Genomic DNA, 20,951 nt, shown 5'->3' with positions numbered 1-20,951 from the left:
CGGCTGTGCTACATTTCGGCGCATGACTTCGCCCCCTTCCAGCCAGCCCGACGACGGGCATCCCGCCGACGGGCCTGTCGCGGCAGCCATCGGACTCCTGGCGAAGCAGGGCTTCGATGCAACGTCCGTCGAGGAGCTCGCCGAGGCCTCGGGAATGAGCCGCAGCACGTTCTTCCGCAGGTTCGGGTCCAAGGAGGACGTGGTCTTTGCCGACCATGAGCGGATCCTGCGCCAGGTCAATGACCGGCTGGTCGAATCAAGGCTTGAGCCGCCCGCCGCCGTTGCGGACGCCGCCATGCTGGTCTTTGAGCACCACCTGCGGAACCCGGCAACGTCCCGCGCCCGGTACGGACTCCTGCAGGCAGTCCCGGCCCTCCGCGACCGGGAGCTGGTCACCTCCCACCGGTACGAGCGGGCATTCCTCCAGTTCCTCAATGACACGCTGCCCGGAAAGGGCCGGCACGAGTACAAGGCCGTCGCCTTCGCCGCGGCCGTGGTGGCCGTGCACAACGCCTTCCTCCGCCAGTGGCTGCGCACCACACCCAAGGCCGGGGACACCGCTGCGGCAGATCGGAAAAGGGCAGCCGCCCTGGCCGCCGAGCTCCAGTCCCTGGCGGAAACGTTCCGGCCTGCGCTCCTCGGTTCCCCAGCCCCCTCCCAACCGGCCCCGACCGTCGTCGTGACCGTCCTTCCCGGCACCGCCGACAGGGAAGCAATCGCCCAGGCGGTCCGGGACGCCCTCCCCTAGCATCCCAACCCAACTTGGAACGCAGTTTCTTGACGTGGAACTTAGTTTCATTGCATCCTTGTTTCGTGTGGCGCAAGCCACACGGCCCCGGCAGTCCCGCCGCCGCTGATTCAAAAGGATGCAGATACATGACGACGACGTCCCCCACCCGAGTGCCCGCCCGCACCGAAAGTCCCACCAGCTTTCCTGCCGGCACCGTGGAGCCGGACTACCTCCTCACTGAGGCGCTGGGCACGGACCCGGCCTCCGTCCTGGCAGGCATCGGTGCCGAGGACCGGGCGTACTGGGACCGCGCCCGCAACTTTGTCCAGGATGAGGTCCTCCCCGTCATCGATGGCTACTGGGAACGCGGCGAGTACCCCCTGCACCTCCTCCGGCGCCTCGGCGAACTGGACCTCCTGCGCGACGGCATAGCGGTGGAGGGCTATGCACCCATGAGCAGTATGGCCGCCGGACTGGTGAACATGGAGGTCAGCCGAGGCGACGGCTCCGTGGCAACGATGATCGCGGTCCAGGGCGGCCTGGCCCTGCGGTCAGTCGCGGAATGCGGTTCCCCGGAGCAGAAGGAGCGCTGGCTCCCGACGATCGCAGGCGGTGCCGCATACGCAGCCTTCGCCCTCACCGAGCCCACGCACGGATCCGACTCGGTTGCCCTCGAGACCACGGCTACCCGCACCGAGGGGGGTTTCCTGCTCAACGGTGAAAAGAAGTGGATCGGCAACGGCTCCGTAGGCGGCGTCAGCATCGTGTGGGCCCGGGGCGAGGACGGCCAGGTCCATGGCTACCTGGTTCCGCAGGACTCCCCCGGCTACACCGCCACCAAAATCGAAGGCAAGCTGGCCCTCCGCGCCATCTGGCAGGCCCACATCCGGCTGGAAGACGTCTTCGTCCCCGACGAAAATGTCCTGCCGGGCGCCCGCACCTTCAAGGACACAGCCCGTGTCCTGTTGGCGACCCGGCTGGGCGTTGCCTGGTCCGCCGTCGGGCATGCCACCGCCTGCTACGAAACGGCCGTCCAGTATGCCAAGCAGCGCAAGCAGTTCGGCCGGCCCCTGGCCGCCTCCCAGATCGTGCAGGAACGGCTGGCCCGGATGCTCAGCGAACTGGCCACCATGCAGCTGATGGTGGTGCAAATGACCCGGCTCGATGAAGCCGGGACGCTCACCCCTGAGCAGGCGTCCCTGGCAAAGTACACCTGCACCCGAACTGCCCGCGGCATCGCTTCGAACGCACGCGACCTGCTGGGCGGCAACGGCATCCTGCTGGAAAACCGCGTGGCCCGGCATCTCGCCGATATTGAAGCCATCCACACCTACGAAGGCACCGAAACCATGCAGGCCCTCATCATCGGCCGCGGCATCACCGGTACCTCCGCCTTCGCGTAACTCCGCCCAACACCTCCGAAAGGAACGTTCTTGAACCAGAACGCCAACATCCCCGTCATCCTGGGCGGCGCCCGCACCCCGTTCGGCAAGTTCCGCGGCGGCCTCACCCCCTTCTCCTCCAGCGACCTCGGCGCCCACGCAATCCGGGCCGCCCTGGAACGGACAGGAGTGGCGCCGGAGCAGATCGGTGCCGTCATCGTGGGGCAGGTGATCCAGGCCGGCGCCGGCCAGGGCCCCGCACGGCAGGCCAGCCTGGCCGCGGGAATCGGCTGGGACGTCCCCACCATCACCATCAACAAGCTTTGCCTGTCGGGTCTGACGGCCGTCATCGACGCCGCCAGGATGATCCGCACCGGGGAAGCGGACTTCATTGTCGCCGCAGGCCAGGAGTCCATGACCAATGCACCACACCTGGTACCGGGGCTCCGTGCGGGCGTGGTCATCGGTGACGCCCCAATGCTGGACTCCCTCAACCACGACGGGCTGCAGGACCCGGTGAGCAAGAAGCTCATGGGTGAGGCCACCGACGCCGGAAACGCCGAACGCGGCATCACGCGCGAAGAGCAGGACGCCGTCGCGGCCCGCTCCCACCAGCGTGCCGAGGCCGCCCGCGCCGCCGGGATCATGGCGGAGGAGATCGCGCCGATCGAGATACCGCAGCGCAAGGGACCCGCCGTGACCCTTGAGCACGACGAGGGCATCCGTCCGGACACCACAGCGGAATCCCTGGCCCAGCTCCGCCCGGCGTTCTCCAAGGCGGAGACCGCCACCATTACCGCTGGTTCGTCGTCGCCCCTGTCCGATGGCGCGGCCGCCCTGGTCATCGCCAACAAGGCGGCAGCCGAAGCCGCAGGCCTGGAATGGATCGCCGAGATTGGCGCCCACGGCCAGACCGCCGGACCTGACGGATCTTTGCACTCCCAGCCCGCCCGGGCCATCGAGCGCGCGCTCAAGGTCCAGGGACTCTCCGTCCAGGACCTGGACCTGGTGGAAATCAACGAAGCGTTCGCTTCCGTCCTCATCCAGTCCGCCAACGACCTCGGCATTGATACCGAGGCCGTGAACGCTGAAGGTGGTGCCATCGCCCTGGGCCACCCTGTGGGAGCGTCGGGGGCACGCCTGGTGCTGCACCAGGCGCTGGCCCTGAAGCGCCGCGGCGGCGGCACTGGCGTCGTGGCACTCTGTGGCGGCGGCGGCCAGGGCGACGCCCTGATCCTCTCAGCGTGACCCAACCCAACGAAGAAGCAGGCCATGACCAACACCAACTCCGCTGACGGCTTCGCCACCATCTCGGTGGCAGCCGTGCTGTCTGAATCAGCCAAAAGGACTCCGGACAACATCGCGCTGGTAGTCGGCGAGGACCAGGTCAGCTACGGCGACCTCTGGCGCCAGACCCGCGCCTATGCCGGCGCACTGCGGGCGCGCGGTATCGGCCCGGGAGACGCCGTCGCCGTCCTGATCCCCAACGTCCCCGACTTCGCCCGGGTGTACTACGCCGTCCTGTCGCTCGGTGCCATTGTTGTGCCCGTGCATGCCCTGCTCAAGGCCCGCGAAATCGAGTACGTCCTGCAGGACAGCGGCGCCAAACTGCTGATCTGCGCCGCACCGCTGCTGGGCGAGGGTGCGGCGGGTGCCTCGGCCAGCGGCACCGACGTGCTGACCGTGATGGCTTCCGACGACGGCGGGTTCCCCCGGCTGGAAGCGGAAGCTGCGGCGGCGGAACCGATCCAGACATACGAACCGTGCCGCCCCTCGGACACGGCCACCATCCTTTACACGTCAGGCACCACCGGCAAACCGAAAGGCGCACTCGGCACCCACTTTGCCTTGGTGGAACAGACCAGCACCCTGCTGACCAGCGTGATGGATTTCCGGCCCGGCGATGTCCTGTTCGGCGGGCTGCCACTCTTCCACACCTTCGGCCAGACCGTGGTCCTCAACACGGGGCTGCGCGCCGGCGCCACCATCGTCCTGATGCCGCGGTTCGCCGGCCCGGACGCCCTGAAGCTGCTGGCCAAGCACAACGTCAACATCTTCATCGGCGTGCCCACCATGTACGTGGCGCTCCTGGAAGCCGCCAAGACCGTACCCGACCGGCCCGCTGCCCTGCGTTACGGCATCTCCGGCGGCGCGGCCCTGCCGCTTGCCGTCCTGGACAAGTTCCGCGACGTCTACGGGGTGGAGATCCACGAAGGCTATGGGCTGACGGAGACCTCGCCGGTTGCCGCCTTCAACCACGTGGGCACGGCACCCCGGCCGGGCACCATCGGGATCCCGATCTGGGGCGTTGACATCGAGATCGCCCGGCCCGAGGTGACGGAGCGGATCGAGCTGCTTCCCAACGGGGAGTTGGGCGAGCTGGTCATACGCGGCCACCTGCTGATGAAGGGCTACCTGAACCGGCCCGAAGCAACGGCGGAGGCCGTGGTGGACGGCTGGTTCCGCAGCGGGGACCTTGGGACAAAGGACGACGACGGCTACCTCACCATCGTGGACCGCAAGAAGGACATGATCATCCGGAACGGCTACAACGTCTACCCCCGGGAAGTGGAGGAGGTCATCCTGACCCACCCCGCCGTGGTCAGTGCCGCCGTGTACGGGATCCCGGATGACGTCCACGGGCAGGAAATCGCGGCAGCCATCGTACTGGACGCCGGAACCAGCGTGACCGAGGCCGAATTGATCGACTTCACCAGCGCGCAGCTGGCCGCCTACAAGTACCCGCGGGTGGTCCGGATCCTCTCCGAACTCCCCCTGGGGCCAAGCGGAAAGATCCTCAAGCGCAAGCTGGCCGAAGACCTCGTTCAGTAAGTACGGCACCGGCAAGTACGGCCCCGGCCGGCCGGTGCCCGGCAAGGGCAGGCCTGGCGCAGCCTTGGGGGCATCTCGCGGGCGGTGCGGGCCGCTGGGCAGGTGTGTCATGGAGATTGGTGCTTGGTTGAAGGGCCTGCCGCTGAAGCAGCAGGCCCTTCGCGCTTCTACAACGTTCTAAATACCCTCTCCGAGCTCGGAAAACAAGGCTTCCCCTACCCCTTCCCCCGCGGCTAGATTGCTGGGGAAGCGTTTTCCGGTCTCAAAATTGAAAGGATTCACCGATGAATCCCCGAACCCTCCCCCTTCGCCTGCTCTCCGTCGGCGCAGCCGGCCTGGCACTCACGGTGGGCTGCCTCGCGGCCCCGGCATCCGCCGTCGAACCCTCCCCCAGGCCGGGCAGCCCCGGCGTCCAACTGGACCATCTGGACCGCGGACTGGTGGCCGCCGGGACCTCCGAGGGCGTGTTCCTCAGCTGGCGGCTGCTGGGCAACGAGGCCACCGGATCTTCCGCCACCGGCCTAACCGGCACCGACTTCAACGTCTACCGGGACGGCCAAAAACTGGCCACCGTCACGGACAGCACCAACTTCCTGGACCGGGCCGGAACCGCAGGATCGGCCTACCAGGTGCGGGCCGTCGTCGGCGGCGTTGAGGTGGACCGGAGCGCCGGCACCACGCCGTGGGGCAGCAACTTCAAGGACATCCCGCTCAGGAAGCCGGCCGACGGCGTCACCCCGGCCGGCCAGGCCTACACCTATTTCGCCAACGACACCTCGGTGGGGGACGTGGACGGCGACGGGCAGTATGAATTCATCGTCAAATGGGACCCGAACAACTCCAAGGACGTCTCGCAGGTGGGCTACACGGGCAACACCTACGTCGACACCTACAAAGCGGACGGGACGCTCCTCAGCCGCATCGACCTGGGCGTCAACATCCGCTCGGGCGCGCACTACACCCAGCTGCTGGTGAACGACTTTGACGGCGACGGCCGGGCAGAGATGATGATGAAGACGGCCCCGGGGACCAAGAGCACCAGCTTCAACGCGGACGGCAGCGTGGCGGCCAGCTCGTTCATCTCCCTGCTCCAGTCCGATATCGACGCCGGGTACTCCAACACCGATGACTACCGCATGAGCGCGGCGGATTACTACCGGCACATGGTGAAAACGTTCCAGGGCTGGACCGAGCACCCGGAGGTCAAGGCGGGCCGCTGGCCGGCAACCCTGGAGGAAGCCTTCGGAATCGCCCCGCAGTACAAGTACCCGCTCTCCCAGGCTGATGCGGAAAAACTCACCGACTACTTCATGGACGTCTACGCCCCGTCCCGCAGCGCACGCAACAACCTGCGTGCATTTGAGGGCTTCATCGTGTCGGGTCCGGAATACCTGACGGTTTTCGAAGGCGCCACGGGCAAGGAACTGAAGACGGTGGCCTACACCCCGGGACGGACGGACGACGGCCTGATGTGGGGCGACTACGCCATGGCGCGGATAGAGCCGGGGAACCGCGTGGACCGGTTCCTGGCCGGCGTCGCCTACCTGGACGGCAAGAAACCGGCGGCGGTCTTCGCCCGCGGCTACTACACCCGCACCACTCTCGCCACCTACACCTGGGACGGAACAAACCTTTCGCCCGTTTGGCACGTGGACTCGGGCTGGACGCCCATGACCAACCCGTTCAACGACTCCCCGCACGGCCGTGATGGAACGGACCCCACCTACGGGAAGCTCACCACGCAGGGCTTCCACTCCCTGAGTGCCTCGGACGTGGACGGCGACGGCAAGCAGGAGATTGTGTACGGGTCTGCAACGCTCGACGACGACGGCTCGGTTTTGTACACATCCTTCGACACCCTGCCGACGGGCAGTGCCGCTCCCGGCGAAGAGGCGCGCCTGGGCCACGGCGACGCCATGCATGTCACCGACATCGATCCCAACCGGCCCGGAAAGGAAATCTTCACCGTCCACGAAGGAGCGGCATACGCCCCTTACGGCTACGCTATGCGGGATGCCGCCACCGGCGAGGTGCTGTTCGGCGCGTACTCAGGCAAGGACACCGGACGCGGCATGATCGGCGATGTGGATCCGTCTGTTCCGGGCATTGAGAACTGGGCCATCGGCATGCAGTCCGCGGACGGCCGTAAGCTTTCCAGCAGCGCACCGGGAACCAACATGAGCATCAAGTGGGCCGCGGACATGACCACGCAGATCATCAACGGCTCGGGAGACCAGACACCCACCATCGATGACTGGAAGCGCGGCCGGCTGCTCACGGCCGACGGCACCCGGACCAACAACAGCACCAAGGGAACCCCCAGCCTGGTGGCCGACATCCTGGGCGACTGGCGCGAGGAAATGGTGGTCCGCACCGCTGACAGCTCCGCCTTGCGGATTTTCATGAGCACCGAAGTGACCAGCCACAAGCTCTACACGCTCATGCACGATCCGCAGTACAGGGCCGAGGTTGCCCGGCAGAACACGGCCTATAACCAGCCGGCCTACACCGACTTCTACTTCGCGTCCGACATGAAGTTTGGCAACGTCCCGCTGCGTGCTGCCTGGCTTCCGGGCAGCATCAAGGCCCTGCAGGACATCCTGGCGGATCTGAGGGATTCGGGGGACGTTTCCGGACCGGTGGCCAGCCAGCTTGCCGCAAGCATCCAGCAGGCGGCAAAGGCGGTCCAGGACGGCGACCCGGCCAAGGCGGGGCAGGCCGTGCAGCGGTTCGCGGACTTCCTTGCCCAGCAAAAGAAGCCGGATACGGTATCAAGTACGGCCCGGGTGGCGCTGGAGTACAACGCCGGCAATATCCTCCGGGCATTCTCGAATAGCGGGCACTGAGAGCCGGAACGGACGATGGAGGGGAGACTGATGGCATGACACTTGCACCGCTCATAGAACTCAATGACGGCAACAGGATTCCACAGCTGGGGCTTGGCACCTGGCCGCTGGACGACGAACAGGTGGCAGCCGCCGTCGTACAAGCCGTGGAAGCCGGGTACCGGCACATCGATACCGCCGTGAAGTACGGCAACGAACGGGGTGTTGGCAACGGCATCCGCGCCAGCGGCGTGGACCGCAGCGAGCTGTTCATCACCACCAAGCTGGACGGCGAATTCCAAGGCCACGACCGTGCTGTTACCGGCCTGGAGGGATCGCTGAAGCGTCTGGGGCTTGATTATGTGGACCTACTGCTGATCCACTGGCCACTCCCCGGCCGGGACCAGTACGTTTCCACCTGGCAGACGTTTGAACGGCTGCAGGCAGAGGGGAAGGTCCGGTCCATCGGGGTGTCCAACTTCAAGCCCGCCCACCTTGAGCGGCTGATGGCGGAGACCGATGTGGTGCCGGCGGTGAACCAGATCCAGCTCAGCCCCGCAATCACCCGGACTGCTGAGCGGGAATTCCATGCCCGGCATGGGATAGTTACTGAGTCCTACAGTCCGCTGGGCGGTTCGGGAGCAGGTTTGCTGAGTGCTCCCGTCCTTTCCCAACTGGCTGAAAAGCATGGAAAAACACCTGGCCAACTGGTCCTCCGGTGGCACATACAAAACGGATTGGTAACGATTCCCAAGTCGGCTTCCCCGGAGCGTATGGCCGAGAACCTGGACGTGTTCGATTTCGCCCTGGATCCGCAGGATCTAGCGGAACTTTCGGTCCTGGACGAGGGCCCCGGAGCGGGCAACGACTCGGACAAAACGGGGCATTAAACTCGGCCTGAACAGCACTTTTTTCCTAAAACGGGGTTGGCAAACAGATAGTAAGCATGATTACTATTGAGCCAGAAGGACGAAGTGCCTCCCGAACATGGGGGCCTCCTTTACTTAGGAAGAGAGCGACAAATGGGATTTATTGCATTTCTGATTCTCGGACTTATCGCCGGCGCGATTGCCAAGGCAATCCTTCCGGGACGTCAGGGTGGCGGCTGGATCATCACCATGGTGCTGGGCGTCGTTGGCGCACTGCTCGGTGGCTGGATCGGTAGCGCCCTGTTCGGCGGCGGACTGCAGGAGTTCTTCTCGCTGCAGACCTGGCTGCTGGCGATTGTTGGCTCGCTGATCGTTCTTGCGATCTACGGCATGGTCACTAAGCGCGGCGCACGCGGCTAATAACCGCGCACGCCAGGAAGCCGGCCTGGGGACACTATCCCCAGGCCGGCTTTCACTTTCTCCAGCCGGGGGCGTCACCGCTCCCCGCCAGATTGACAACCTTCTCGCAGAGCAGGAGTTCAACGTGAAAAACAAGCTTCTTCTGGGTGTAGGCGTTGCCGTCGGCTACGTCCTCGGCTCGCGGTCGGGCCGTGCTGCTTACGACAAGCTGAAGGCCCGTGCGGCCGGCATCTGGGACAGCAAGCCGGTACAGGACAAAGTTTCCGTAGCTACGGAGGCCATCAAGGAAAAGGCGCCTGAAGTGGCGGACCAGCTGGGCGAAGCCGCACGCAGGGCAGGGACCGTGCTTGGTTCTGCCGTGCACCGGGATGGCTCGTCCAACGGCGGCCAGGCTTCCGCAGCGGCCGGCACCGCCACTGGCACCTCTACAACCAGCGAGGGCGGCCTTGGCGAAGACCACATTCCCGCACACAGCACCCACCCGGAAACCACCAACCTTGGTACCTCCGATGGGACCGGTGCAAAGTCCTGATTCCCGTTTCATTACGCGGTCACTGCCGCGTGACATGGGACTGAGCGGGCTTTGTGCTACAACTGAATCGCCTTGCCGGCCGTCGCGATCCTTGGGGGACGCGGCGGCCGGCAGTGTTTAAAGAGGCCGCTTCCCGGAGAAAATCGGCAGCAGTGCCCTGGCGTCACTCATTGCTGGCCCAGCTTTTCCACATAGGGGTTTTGGGGTCTCTTGATTGTCAGTGGTGACTGGCAGGGTTGGGTTATGGAGGCTGTTGGGGAAGATTTTGGGAGGGCGTACGACGCCGGCAGTTGGCTGCCGCGCCCGGCCCGCCTTCACCCGGTCCCCAGTGGGGATCCTTTGACAGGTCCTTTGCAGGCATCGGCCTCGGGGCCCGGTGGGCAGGACGTGTTGGACGGGCTGGCCGCACAGCTGGCGGCCGCCGCCCTGGCCGTCCCGGACCTGCTGGCAACGGCCTCTTATGTCGAGGCTGCCGATTATGCCGCCCGGATCGAGGGCCTGGCCCGCTCCATGGAATACCTCCAACTCCTGGCCGCGGGGGCCGTCGACCGGACCCGCACCCAGGCCATCAAGGACGCCGCTACAGCCAAGACCCGCCCAGCCCGAACCCGCCCAGACTCGTCCTCCGCGACCCGGGCCACGGACTGGATCACCGGGTGGAACGCCAACGGCATCGAAACCTTCCACACCACCCCCAGCACCGGCGCCTTGGACCACGCCAGCACAGCGTGCGTGACCGGGACTTTTACCGGGACCGGCGCGGTGAGCGAGACCGACGCCAACTGGCCCGGGTCGCCCTCCACACGAGGCCTGATGCGCCCCGTGGTGGTGTCCCCGGCCGATGACGGGTGCCGGAACACCGCCGAGTTCCTCCGCCTGCGCCTGCAGATCCCCATCCGCGAAGCCCGCCGCCGCCTCACCCTCGCCCAGCACGTCCTGCCCGCCACCACCATCGCAGGCGAACCACTCCCACCAACCCGGCCACACCTCGCCGCCGCCCTCACCCCCACACCCCGGACCACAGTTGAAGGTGACACCACCGAAAACGCCCAGGACCCGGCGGTGTCCTCACACGCAGCGACCATCATCACCGCCACCCTCGACCGGCTCCAACACCACACCACACAAGAAACCCTCGACACGATCGAACACCACCTCACCAAAGCCGCCACCAGCTGCGACCCCGACTTCCTCACCCGCCTGGCCCAACGCTGGATGGACACCATCGACGCCGACGGCACCGAACCCACCGAAGAAGCCCTCCGCCACACCCAAGGCGCCTTCATCCGCAAACCCCGCCACGGCCTGCACCGCGTCGAAATCTTCGCCACCACCGACCAATACGAACACCTCCTCACCGTCATGAACACCGCCACCAACCCCCGCACCACCACCCCCAACACCGCAACCAACAACACCGACACCGGCAACGGCAACGGCACGGGCACGGGCGGCGGCAGCGGAGGGAGAGGTACCGGCACGGGCGGCGGCAGCGGCAACGGCAACGGCAACGGAGACAGCACACCGGCAGGCAACGCCACCGAGCACACCGCCCTGCCGGACCTGGACCGGCGCACCCGCGCCCAAAAACAACTCGACGGCCTCGTCACCGCCGCCAAAGCCGCCCTCACCACCAACACCCTGCCCACCACCGGCGGCAACCGACCCCAAATCATCGCCACCATCCACTACCAAGACCTCTTCCCCCACACCACCGGCACCACATCCGGGAAAACAGAACCAGGATCAGAGGCCCGAACGCACTCACAAGCGGAACCGGAAACGGCCCCGGAAGCCCAGGCAGGGACCTCCACCGGGACCGGAGCATTCATGTTCACCGGGCCCGTCGCCGCCACCACCCTGCGCAAAACCGCCTGCGACGCCGACATCATCCCCACACTCCTCGGCACCAACGGCGAAATCCTCGACCTCGGCCGCAGAACCCGCCTCTTCACCCCCGCCCAACGCCTCGCCCTCACCGCAAGAGACCAAGGCTGCGCCTTCCCCAACTGCACCATCCCCGCCCCCTGGTGCGAAGCACACCACATCACCTACTGGTCAAACGGCGGACCCACCACCACCAACAACGGCGTCCTGCTCTGCAGCCACCACCACCACCTCATCCACAAAGAACAATGGAAAATCACCACCACCCACGGCACACCCACCTTCATCCCCCCACCCCACCTCGACCCCACCCAAACACCCCAACAAAACCACTACTTCAAACCACCCCCACCACCCCACCCACGGGAATGAAAAGTGAGGTGCCCGCAAAACGTCGACAGCCAATCAGGCGGTTTGTGCGGCTGGACCATGCCGTTGATAAGCAGCCGTTCGCGCTCCACGGTGGTTGTTGTCGCCGGAGGTCGTGTGCCGGTATAGAGGGTTATCCGTCCTGGAGGATCGACACCGATGGCCGGTGTGAGAAGTTGGTTGTCCGCCCACCTGCGCTTAACCGGTTGTCCGTCTGAGGCAGAACCGCAAAAGGGAAAGCTGATGGCGTTTGGTATTGGACGGTCCCAGTCCCGGGCTGAGCTCGAAAGTTTCTGTCTGGGGCCTGAGCTGGAGCGGAGGGGACTCTAACGCCGCATACTCTCCGGAATCAGGCGCCCGATAACCACGGTCCCATCAAGTTCTTCCGACCGTACCGTCCAGACAACGAACCCCGCTGCGCACAGGATTTCCGAGGTGCCGACGGACTGCCGCTCGCTGGTTTCGATGAGCACGTGACCACCCGGAGCCAGCCACTGCCCACCTTCCACGGCAATCCGTCGGTGGAAGTCCAGGCCGTCGGGACCGCCGTCCAGCGAAACGGCAGGTTCGTGCATGCGTGCTTCCAACGGCATGGTACGGATGGCTTCAGTGGGCACGTAGGGAGCGTTAACTGCGAGCACCCGGATCCGACCGCGTAGTACGGGCGGGAGTGCTCCGAACAAGTCGCCCGCGTGCACGGCTCCGCCCAACGGCTCAAGGTTCTGCCGCGCGCACCGCACGGCTGCGGGTTCGATGTCTGCGGCGTGGAGTTCCACCCGCGGGGCCTGGCGAAGGATTGCCGCTCCCACGGCACCCGAACCACAGCAAAGGTCGACCACGACCGGCGGCATCGGCCGCATCGGCAGGGCCGGCATGGCATCCTCCTGCAGGACAGCCACGGCCTCTCCAACCAGCAGCTCAGTGCGGCGCCGCGGCACGAAGACGCTAGGCTCAACCAGGACCCGGCCGCCTGCGAACTCTGCCCAGCCCAGGATGTGTTCCAGGGGAACCCCGTTTATCCGGCTTTTGATATTCCGGAAAAGCTCCGCGGGGCTGGTGGCTTCTGCAAGCAGGAGCGCGGCTTCCTCCTCGGCGAAAACGCAGCCCGCAGACCGCAGCAGGGAGACGATCCGGCCGACGCCACGTGCCCCGGGTGCGTCGGGCCTGTCGGGATCAACCCGTGAGACGCCATCAATCCCTGATTCACGAGGAGGTAGGACACCACCCTCCTGGAAGCCAGCGGGCGCTTCCATTCCGGCTAGGCCCGGTTCTCCGTACAGCGCCTGGACAAGGCATTCGACACTGATACAGGCGTCAACACGCCACCTCCTTCTGCCGCTGCCGGAAATCCCATGCTAATCGGCGGCCCGGCACTCCGGAATAGCAGCAGCTGTTGGCAGGATAGGACCATGACCACCGACGCAGCCAACAGCAACGCAGGCAGCAACATCATTTGGATCGGCGCGTACACCCCCGACGGCGGCGGCCGGGCCGAAGGCATCGGTGCCGCCCGCGAGCACCAGGACGGAAGCCTCGAATGGTTGGGGACGGCAGTCGAGGCCGAGTCACCGTCGTTTGTGGCCGTCCATCTCACACTGCCCGTGGTGTATGCGGCGGCCGAGCAGCGCAAGAAGGTCCAGGCATACCGGCGCCTGGGGGACTTTGGCCTGGAAATACACGGGGAAGGACAGCCTGCGGGTGAGGCCACCTGCCACGTTGCCGTCGACCCGGGCGGCCGCTTCGTCACCGCGACGTGCTGGGGTGACGGGCAGGTCCTCCTCTACGAGTTGGATGCCGACGGCGGGATGACCGGACGGTTTCCTGCCGCACCGTCGGTTGATCCCCACGGCAGCCTTTCTCCCGACAACCCGCGGCAAAGCCGTGCCCACGCCAGCCTGATGCTCAGCGACGGCCGCGTCATGACCACGGACCTGGGCCACGACACCCTGCGCATCTGGAACTATGAACCGGGAACCGGACTGGTAGCCGACCACGAGGTAGTCCTCCCCCACGGCAGTGGCCCTCGGCACATGGTGGAGCACCCCACCGGTAACGTGTTCATCGTGTCGGAATACTCCGTGGAGGTCTTCGTGGTGCGACCCGAAGCGGGCACCTACGAGCTGGTCTTCCGTGGACCCGCGACGGCGGGCGGAAGCCAGGACGGCGACTCCGCGGCCGAAATCTGCCTTGGCGCGCAGGGAAACTTCGCGTATGCCGGCGTCAGGGGCTCAAACATCATCAGCGTCCTGGAAGTAGCAGCGGGCGCCAGCGAACTGATCCCCGTCAAGGACATAGACAGCGGCGGGGATTGGCCGCGGCACCATCTGGTCCGGGGAAACTGGCTGCACGTGGCCCACGAACGGTCGGACAACATCGCCACCTTCGAACTGGACCCTGTCACGGGCCTCCCCGGCCCGATGCTGCACAACCTGCCTACCCCCTCACCGACGGCCCTGGAACCTGCCACCTGAACCAGGCATCACGCCAGCGCAGACACCTTCCCTAAACACTGGAGTAATCCAGTGCAAGCGCTTACAGTTGTGACTTGGTTCACAGAACAGCATGCTGTCCTTCGAACCCTCCTGCCGCATCCCCATGTCAACGGCAAGCCTGTACAGCAGCGCTGCTTCCCAGGAAGGTCTCACCCTTGTTATTCCGCACCCCTCCGGGCGCGCCCCCACGCGCCCAACTGCCGGCAAAGCCCGCAGGACCACAACCCGTCCCCGGCCGGCGAACCCTCGGCCGTACCACCGCCGTCCGATCGGCAGCCGGCCTCCTGGCAGCCGCCGTCGCACTCTCCGCTGCAGTCCTCCCGGCCCATGCCGCGCCAGGCCCGAACGGCCCCGGCTCCGACAGCGCCGGCACAAAAGACAACAGGTCCGGGTCCGGCCTCCACTCGCTCCGCGGCCCGGTAACTGACGAGAACTTCTACTTCGTCATGGCGGACCGGTTCAGCAACGGCAGCACCGCCAACGACCAGGGCGGCCTTGGCCCCGACCCCATGGTTTCAGGCTTCGACCCCACCAAGAAGGGCTTCTACAACGGCGGTGACCTGGCCGGCCTGCGCAGCAAGATCGACTACATCCAGGGCCTCGGCACCACGTCGATCTGGCTGACCCCCAGCTTCAAGAACAAGGCAGTCCAGCCGGAGGACAAGTCGGCCGGCTACCACGGCTACTGGGTCACCGACTTCACCCAAATCGATCCGCACCTTGGCACCAATGACGAACTCAAGGGCCTAATTGACGAGGCCCATGCCCGCGGCATGAAGGTGTACTTCGACATCATCACCAACCACACAGCGGACGTTATCGGCTACCAGGAAGGCGACCGCAAGGGCTACGTGTCAAAGGACGCCGTCCCCTACAAGACGGCCTCCGGCGAAGCGTTCGACGACCGCGACTATGCCGGCACCGGAACCTTCCCGAAGCTGGACGCGAACACCTCATTCCCCTACAAGCCGGTCCTGGCCCCCGGAGAAGAAAACCTCAAGGTTCCCGCCTGGCTGAACGACCCCACGCTCTACCACAACCGCGGCGACACCACCTTCACTGGCGAGGACTCCATGTACGGGGACTTCTACGGCCTGGACGACCTCTTCACCGAGAACCCGAAAGTGGTGCACGGCATGGAGGACATCTACAAGTCCTGGATCGGCGACTTCGGCGTGGACGGTTTCCGGATCGACACCATGAAGCATGTCAACAACGAGTTCTGGCAGGAATTCGGCCCCAATGTCCTCAGCTACGCCAAGGAACACGGCAAGGACGAATTCTTCATGTTCGGCGAGGTCTTCGACACCAGCAAGAGCTTCACCTCGCAGTTCACCACCCGCAACAAGATGCAGGCGGTCCTGGACTTCCCCTTCCAGGACGCCGCCCGCAACTTCGCCTCCAAGAGCCAGGACGCCCGGGCGCTGCAGACCTTCTTCGCGGGTGATGACTGGTATACCGACGCCGACTCCAACGTTTACGAGCTGCCCACCTTCCTGGGCAACCACGACATGGGCCGCATCGGCAGCTTCATTGCCCAGGACAACCCTGCCGCCACCGATGCCGAGAAGGTGGCCCGGGATGAACTGGCCCACGAGCTGATGTACTTCTCCCGCGGCAACCCGGTGGTCTACTACGGCGACGAGCAGGGCTTCACCGGACCGGGCGGCGACCAGGACGCGCGTCAGACCCTCTTCGCCAGCAAGGTGCCCGAGTACCTTGACGACGACCTGCTGGGCACGGACGCCACCCACGCCACCGACAACTTCAACCCGGGCCACCCCCTGTATGCCAAGATCAAGGAGCTGGCTACCCTCACCAAGGAGCACCCGGCACTGCGCAACGGCGCCCACCAGCACCGCTACGCCTCAGACGGGCCGGGCATTTACGCCTTCTCCCGCACCGACGCGCAGGACCAGCGCGAATACGTGGTGGCCCTGAACAACAGCGCCCAGCCGCAGACGGCGCAGGTTCCCACCTACATCGCCAAGCGCAGCTACACCCGCATCTATGGCCAGGGCGCAGACGAGGTGAAGACGTCAGACGACACCAAACTGGCCGTCACCGTGCCGCCGCTCTCCGCCGTCGTCTACGAATCCTCCGGCCGGATCCCGCACTCCAAAGCAGCCCCCGCCGTCGCCCTGCAGCAGCCGGCCGCCGCCCAGGGTGACAACGGGCGCATCAACGTGACGGCCGACGTCGACGGTACTTCGTTCTACGAGGTCACCTTTGAAGCAAGGACGGCAGGCGGACAGTGGCAGCAGATCGGTACCGACGACACCGCGCCGTACCAGGTCTTCCACGACGTGGCGGCACTGGACGCAGGCACTCCGCTGGAGTACCGCGCCACCGTGCTGGACAACGGCGGGCATACTGCCACGAGCCAGAGCCAATCGGCAAGCGTCCCGGCGCCCGTCCTGACCCTGCAGAAGCCCACCGAGGGCAGCAGCGTGGAGGGCAAGGTCGAGCTGAGCGCCACCGCCGATCCGGAGAAGGCCAGCCATGTGGTGTCCTTCGAGCGCAGCGTCAACGGTGGGGACTGGGCCGCGGTGGGCAGCGACTCGTCGTCGCCCGTGTACACGGCAATCGATGACGTAACCGGGCTCGCCGACGGCACCAAAGTCCAGTACCGGGCTGCCATGGCGGGCGCCGGCTTCAGCGTCACCAGCGAAACCAGGACCGTCACGGTGGGCCAGGCGCCCCAGCCCGACTCAGTGACCGTTGCCGGCTCGCTCAACCAGGCACTGGGGTGCAGCGCGCAATGGGACCCGGCCTGCCCGCAGGCGAAGATGGTGCTGGACCCGGCGGACCGGATCTGGCGGCTGACCGTAGACCTGCCGGCCGGGAAGTATGAGTACAAGGCTGCGCTCAACGGCGGCTGGGACGAGAACTACGGCGCGGACGGCCAGCTCAACGGCCAGAACATTGTGCTGGACCATCCCGGCGGCCGCGTCACTTTCCGCTACGACAACAGCACGCACGTGCTCAGCGCCGTGTACGCGTCGCAGCAACCGGCCGCGGTGGCGGCAGCGGGAAGCATGGACAGCGAGCTCGGCTGCGCAAGCGACTGGGAGCCCTCCTGCACGCAGGCCCAGCTGGTGCTGGATCCGGCGGACCTGGTCTGGAAGCTGACGGTCCCGGACCTGCCGGCGGGAAGCTACGAGTTCAAGGCCGCGCTGAACAAGTCATGGGACGTGAGCTACGGGGCGGGCGGGGCATCCCCGGGCGCCAACATCGCCTTTGAGCACGACGGCGGCCCGGTCACCTTCCGGTACGACCACTTCACGCACGTGATCACCGCGGGCCGGGGTTAGCCCCGGAAACGAAAACCGTGGCCCCGCCGCTTCCAGGAGCGGCGGGGCCACGGCTTTTTCATGTCCGGTTAGGGGCGGTGCCAATTATCGGCGGTGCATTGCTCCCTCGACCGCCGCGAGCAGGGAATTGAACCGTTTGTTGCCGGGAAGGTCATCGAGGTAGACCGGCCTTCCGTCCGGGCCGCCGAGCGGAACCTGCCAGTTGGGGTACAGCTCCTCCGTGGTGCCGGGCTGGTTTTGGACCCGCCGCTCCCCCACCGCGTCCACCAAGGCCACACCCAGCAGCACCGACGGCGCCTGGGCCAGCAGGAGATGCAGCGCCTCGATGGTGTGCTCCTCGGTTGTGGGCCGGGCCCCGTCAATGGCACTGCCCTCGGCAAGGTAACCGCGCTCCCGCAGCAGGGCGAACATCTTCTCCAGCGATGCATTGTGCTCCGCCCGCTCTTCGGACTCGGAGCGTTCCAGCAGCCCCAGCCGGCTCCGGAGCCCCACGTGGTCCCCGGCAAGGTAGCCAGCCGTGGGCGGGAGGTCGTGGGTGTTCACGCTGGCCAGCGCCTGCGTGCGGTACTTTTCCGGCGCAAGGGGTGAATCGCCGTCGTACTCAAACCACAGGATGGACGTGCCCAGGATGCCGCGTGCCGCCAGGTAATCACGCACCCACGGCTCGAAGGTGCCCAGGTCCTCGCCGATCACCACGGCACCGGCCCGGTGTGCCTCAAGGGCAAGGATGCCGATCAGAGCCTCGTGGTCGTAGCGGACATAGGCACCGTCTCCCGGGGCGTTCCCCATGGGAATCCACCACAGCCGGAACAAGCCCAGGATGTGGTCCACCCGGATGCCGCCGGCGTGCCGGAGCACGTTGGCCAGCATGTTGCGGAACGGCTGGTAGCCGGCCTCCGCCAGCCGGGTGGGGTGCCATGGCGGCTGCCCCCAGTCCTGGCCCTGCTGGTTGTACATGTCCGGCGGGGCGCCCACGCTGGTGTCCGGGGCCAGCGCGCCGCGCAGCGTCCAGGCATCGGCGCTGCTGTGGTCCACGCCGACGGCGAGGTCGTGCACCACGCCGAGGCGCATTCCGGACTGCAGCGCGGTGCGCTGGGCGTTCTCCAGCTGCTCATCGCAGATCCATTGCAGCCAGCGGTGGAACCCTATACGGTCCGCCAGCTTCTCCCGGAGCGCTTCCGCCTCCGGTGTGCCGATGGCATACGCAGGGTCCTTCCAGAGCGGGTCGCCCGGCGGGAGGTCCTCCCGGATGGCTGACCAGAGGGCAAAATCCTCCAGCCCCTTGCCGGAGAGGCGGCAGAACTCATCGAAGGCGGCCTGCCTGGCCGGTGATCGGCGGGTGTGGTAGAGCATCTCCAGCGCCTGCAGCTTCGCCGCGTACACCGCGTCGCGGTCCAGCCGGGCGCCTTCCTTGTTCAACCCTGCCACTTCCTCGTGGAGTTTTTCCAGCGCCGCCCTTTTCCGTGGGCGCAGGTAGGCCAGTTCCGGGACGGCTTCGATGCGGATGTACAGCGGGTTGAAGAACCGCCGGGTGGACGGCGAGTAGGGCGAGGGCTGGACCGGCGGAACCGGCTCCGCCGCGTGCAGCGGGTTGACCAGGACGTAGTCGGCGCCGCGGGCCCCACTGATGGCGGCCAGGTCCGCCAGGTCGGCGAAGTCACCGATGCCCCACGACCGTTTTGAGCGGACGGAGTACAACTGCGTGGCCAGGCCCCAGCCGCGACGCTCCTCCAGCGGCTTGGCAGTGGCCAGCCGCGCGGGCGTCACCACCAGGGTTGCAGTGGAAGTGGCGCCCTCCGACTCCGCGTGGAGGGTGTGCCAGCCCAACGGCAGGTCCTCGGGAAGGGAGAACGTGGCACGTCCCGTGGAAACACCGTCCACCTCCCGGGGCTGCACCCAGACGTCCTGGTGGAGGGCCTCCCGGGACCCTGCGCCCCCTTCAAGGGTGATGGTCAGGCGGGTTGTGGCCCCGTCCCGGACGTGAACCGGAACCTGCGCGGGCTCGCCCTGTTTGATGACGACGGCGGGCGGCAGCATCCGCCGCCAGGGCGCAAGATCCGCCTCGGCCAGGGCAGCCTCGATGTGCCGGTTGGTGTGGGCGTCAACGCCCAGGGCGGCTAGCACCTTGACCAACGTCGATTCCGCAACGGAATGCGGGAGCCCGTCCCAGCCCTGGAAGGAGGTGCCCACGCCGTGCGCGTCGGCCAGTTGCTGCAGCAGGTGCGGATCCACGGGTTCAGGGGCAGCGGCGGGAGGGTCGGCGGGCATAGCTGGCCGTGGTGCGTGCTGCTGGTCTGAAGCCGTCATGGGTGTCCGCCTCGTCTGTGATGGTCCCGGAACTTACAGTGCTGCTGTTGTTGTACCCGGGCAGTGTCACCCCATGCACAACCGTTGGTTCAGATTATTGCAGGGCTGCTCAGAGGCGAAACCCGGGCTGCATGCAGGCGGGTCGGGACAGGTGCACGCAGGTCGGGACAGACGGGTCGGGACAGGTGCAGCGAATTACGGATCGAAGTGCGTGTTCACCGCGCCGTCGCTGACGCGGCCAATGATCTCGCCGGCCAGGTCCCGCAGCTTCTGGTTCCGGTGGCTGGACGCCTTGGTGAGGAGGGCCATGGCTTCCTCCTGGGAACACCGGTTCTGTGCCATGATCACCCCGCACGCCATGTCGATGGTGGTGCGGCTTGCCATGGCGGCCTTGAGGTCATCGGCCAGGTTCTGGGCGTCCGCGATCCGCAGCGCCAACCGCAGTGCCCGGCCGGCAAGGTCCGCGAACCCTTCCGCCCGGCGGACGACTCCGGGGCCAAACACATCCGGCTCCGCTGCAAAGAAGTTCAGGGCGGCCGCCTGGTGTTCATCGAGGGCCAGCGGAACTCCCAGCGCGCTGCGGCAACCGTTCTGGGCCAGCACCTCCTGGTAAGCGGGCCAGCGCGTATCAGTGTGCACGTCGGACAGGACCATCGGCTTCATGGCGTCCAGTGACGCGATGCAGGGCCCGTCCCCCAGCGCCTGCTCCAGCTTGTCCAGCACGGCTGCGCGTTCACTGCTGCCGGCAATGGTGGCGGTGCGTTTGCGGCGGCGTAGCGTCACCCCGCACTCGATGAAGACACCGGCCGTATCGCTGAGCGTTGAAGCGGCAACCGTGGAGAGCTCAGTCAGGAAGCCGGCAACGTTGCTGCTGCCAATGATGAGGTCGTGCAGTTGGACGAACTCATCACCACTTGTAGGGGTACTCATGCCTCAATATAAGCGCTGTCGGCGGCTGTTTGGGCGCCACAAAACGTCATTCCGGCGGCCCT

At 66.3% G+C, this 20,951-nt stretch carries 14 protein-coding genes; 11 read left to right on the top strand and 3 right to left on the bottom strand.

Annotated features, from left to right (window positions below; translation table 11 throughout):
* The first annotated feature begins 22 nt into the window (after nt 1-22).
* The 9 genes from ACIGJD_RS01780 (at nt 23) to ACIGJD_RS01740 (ending at nt 11,849) form a co-directional block, all read left to right on the top strand.
* Nucleotides 23-748: a TetR/AcrR family transcriptional regulator gene (locus tag ACIGJD_RS01780; RefSeq protein WP_483688033.1), complete on the top strand. Its 726-nt coding sequence runs from the start codon at nt 23-25 to the stop codon at nt 746-748.
* A gap of 128 nt (nt 749-876) precedes the next feature.
* Nucleotides 877-2,133, top strand: coding sequence for an acyl-CoA dehydrogenase family protein (locus tag ACIGJD_RS01775; RefSeq protein WP_483688032.1), 1,257 nt, complete (start codon nt 877-879; stop codon nt 2,131-2,133).
* 30 nt (nt 2,134-2,163) lie between these two features.
* On the top strand, nt 2,164-3,360 hold the full coding sequence (locus ACIGJD_RS01770) for an acetyl-CoA C-acetyltransferase (protein ID WP_483688031.1): 1,197 nt from the start codon (nt 2,164-2,166) through the stop codon (nt 3,358-3,360).
* A gap of 24 nt (nt 3,361-3,384) precedes the next feature.
* Nucleotides 3,385-4,944 (top strand): long-chain-fatty-acid--CoA ligase, encoded by a 1,560-nt coding sequence (locus tag ACIGJD_RS01765; RefSeq protein WP_483688030.1) that lies wholly within the window; start codon nt 3,385-3,387, stop codon nt 4,942-4,944.
* Between the two features lie 284 nt (nt 4,945-5,228).
* Nucleotides 5,229-7,790, top strand: a complete 2,562-nt coding sequence (locus ACIGJD_RS01760; RefSeq protein ID WP_483688029.1) for a rhamnogalacturonan lyase — start codon at nt 5,229-5,231, stop codon at nt 7,788-7,790.
* A gap of 35 nt (nt 7,791-7,825) precedes the next feature.
* Complete coding sequence (locus tag ACIGJD_RS01755) at nt 7,826-8,659, top strand: aldo/keto reductase (protein ID WP_483688028.1); 834 nt, start codon at nt 7,826-7,828, stop codon at nt 8,657-8,659.
* A 132-nt stretch (nt 8,660-8,791) separates the two neighbouring features.
* On the top strand, nt 8,792-9,058 hold the full coding sequence (locus ACIGJD_RS01750) for a GlsB/YeaQ/YmgE family stress response membrane protein (RefSeq protein WP_483688027.1): 267 nt from the start codon (nt 8,792-8,794) through the stop codon (nt 9,056-9,058).
* Nucleotides 9,059-9,182: 124 nt separating this feature from the next.
* Nucleotides 9,183-9,590, top strand: a complete 408-nt coding sequence (locus tag ACIGJD_RS01745) for a YtxH domain-containing protein (protein WP_483688026.1) — start codon at nt 9,183-9,185, stop codon at nt 9,588-9,590.
* Nucleotides 9,591-9,929: 339 nt separating this feature from the next.
* The gene (locus ACIGJD_RS01740; protein WP_483688025.1) at nt 9,930-11,849 is read left to right on the top strand and encodes an HNH endonuclease signature motif containing protein; all 1,920 of its coding nucleotides are present in this window, start codon (nt 9,930-9,932) and stop codon (nt 11,847-11,849) included.
* Between the two features lie 323 nt (nt 11,850-12,172).
* Here ACIGJD_RS01740 and ACIGJD_RS01735 read toward each other — a convergent pair whose 3' ends face one another.
* Nucleotides 12,173-13,099 carry a putative protein N(5)-glutamine methyltransferase gene (locus tag ACIGJD_RS01735; protein WP_483688024.1) on the bottom strand — a complete coding sequence of 309 codons (927 nt, stop codon included), beginning with the start codon at nt 13,097-13,099 and terminating at the stop codon, nt 12,173-12,175.
* A gap of 156 nt (nt 13,100-13,255) precedes the next feature.
* On the opposite strand from ACIGJD_RS01735, the gene ACIGJD_RS01730 reads away from it, so the two are divergent.
* Both ACIGJD_RS01730 and ACIGJD_RS01725 read left to right on the top strand, forming a co-directional pair.
* Entirely contained in the window at nt 13,256-14,317 is a 1,062-nt protein-coding gene (locus tag ACIGJD_RS01730; RefSeq protein WP_483688023.1) for a lactonase family protein, read from the top strand.
* Between the two features lie 176 nt (nt 14,318-14,493).
* Entirely contained in the window at nt 14,494-17,652 is a 3,159-nt protein-coding gene (locus ACIGJD_RS01725; RefSeq protein ID WP_483688022.1) for an alpha-amylase family glycosyl hydrolase, read from the top strand.
* 84 nt (nt 17,653-17,736) lie between these two features.
* Here the strand turns inward: ACIGJD_RS01725 and malQ are convergent, their stop codons facing one another.
* Both malQ and ACIGJD_RS01715 read right to left on the bottom strand, forming a co-directional pair.
* A complete protein-coding gene (gene malQ, locus ACIGJD_RS01720) occupies nt 17,737-19,959 on the bottom strand; it encodes a 4-alpha-glucanotransferase (RefSeq protein WP_483688021.1) in 2,223 nt (740 codons plus the stop codon).
* A gap of 195 nt (nt 19,960-20,154) precedes the next feature.
* Nucleotides 20,155-20,889 (bottom strand): ANTAR domain-containing protein, encoded by a 735-nt coding sequence (locus ACIGJD_RS01715; protein WP_483688020.1) that lies wholly within the window; start codon nt 20,887-20,889, stop codon nt 20,155-20,157.
* Nucleotides 20,890-20,951: the final 62 nt, after the last annotated feature.

Source organism: Arthrobacter sp. E1SS-5, assembly GCF_057073715.1.
This window is presented reverse-complemented; position numbering and strand designations above follow the sequence as displayed.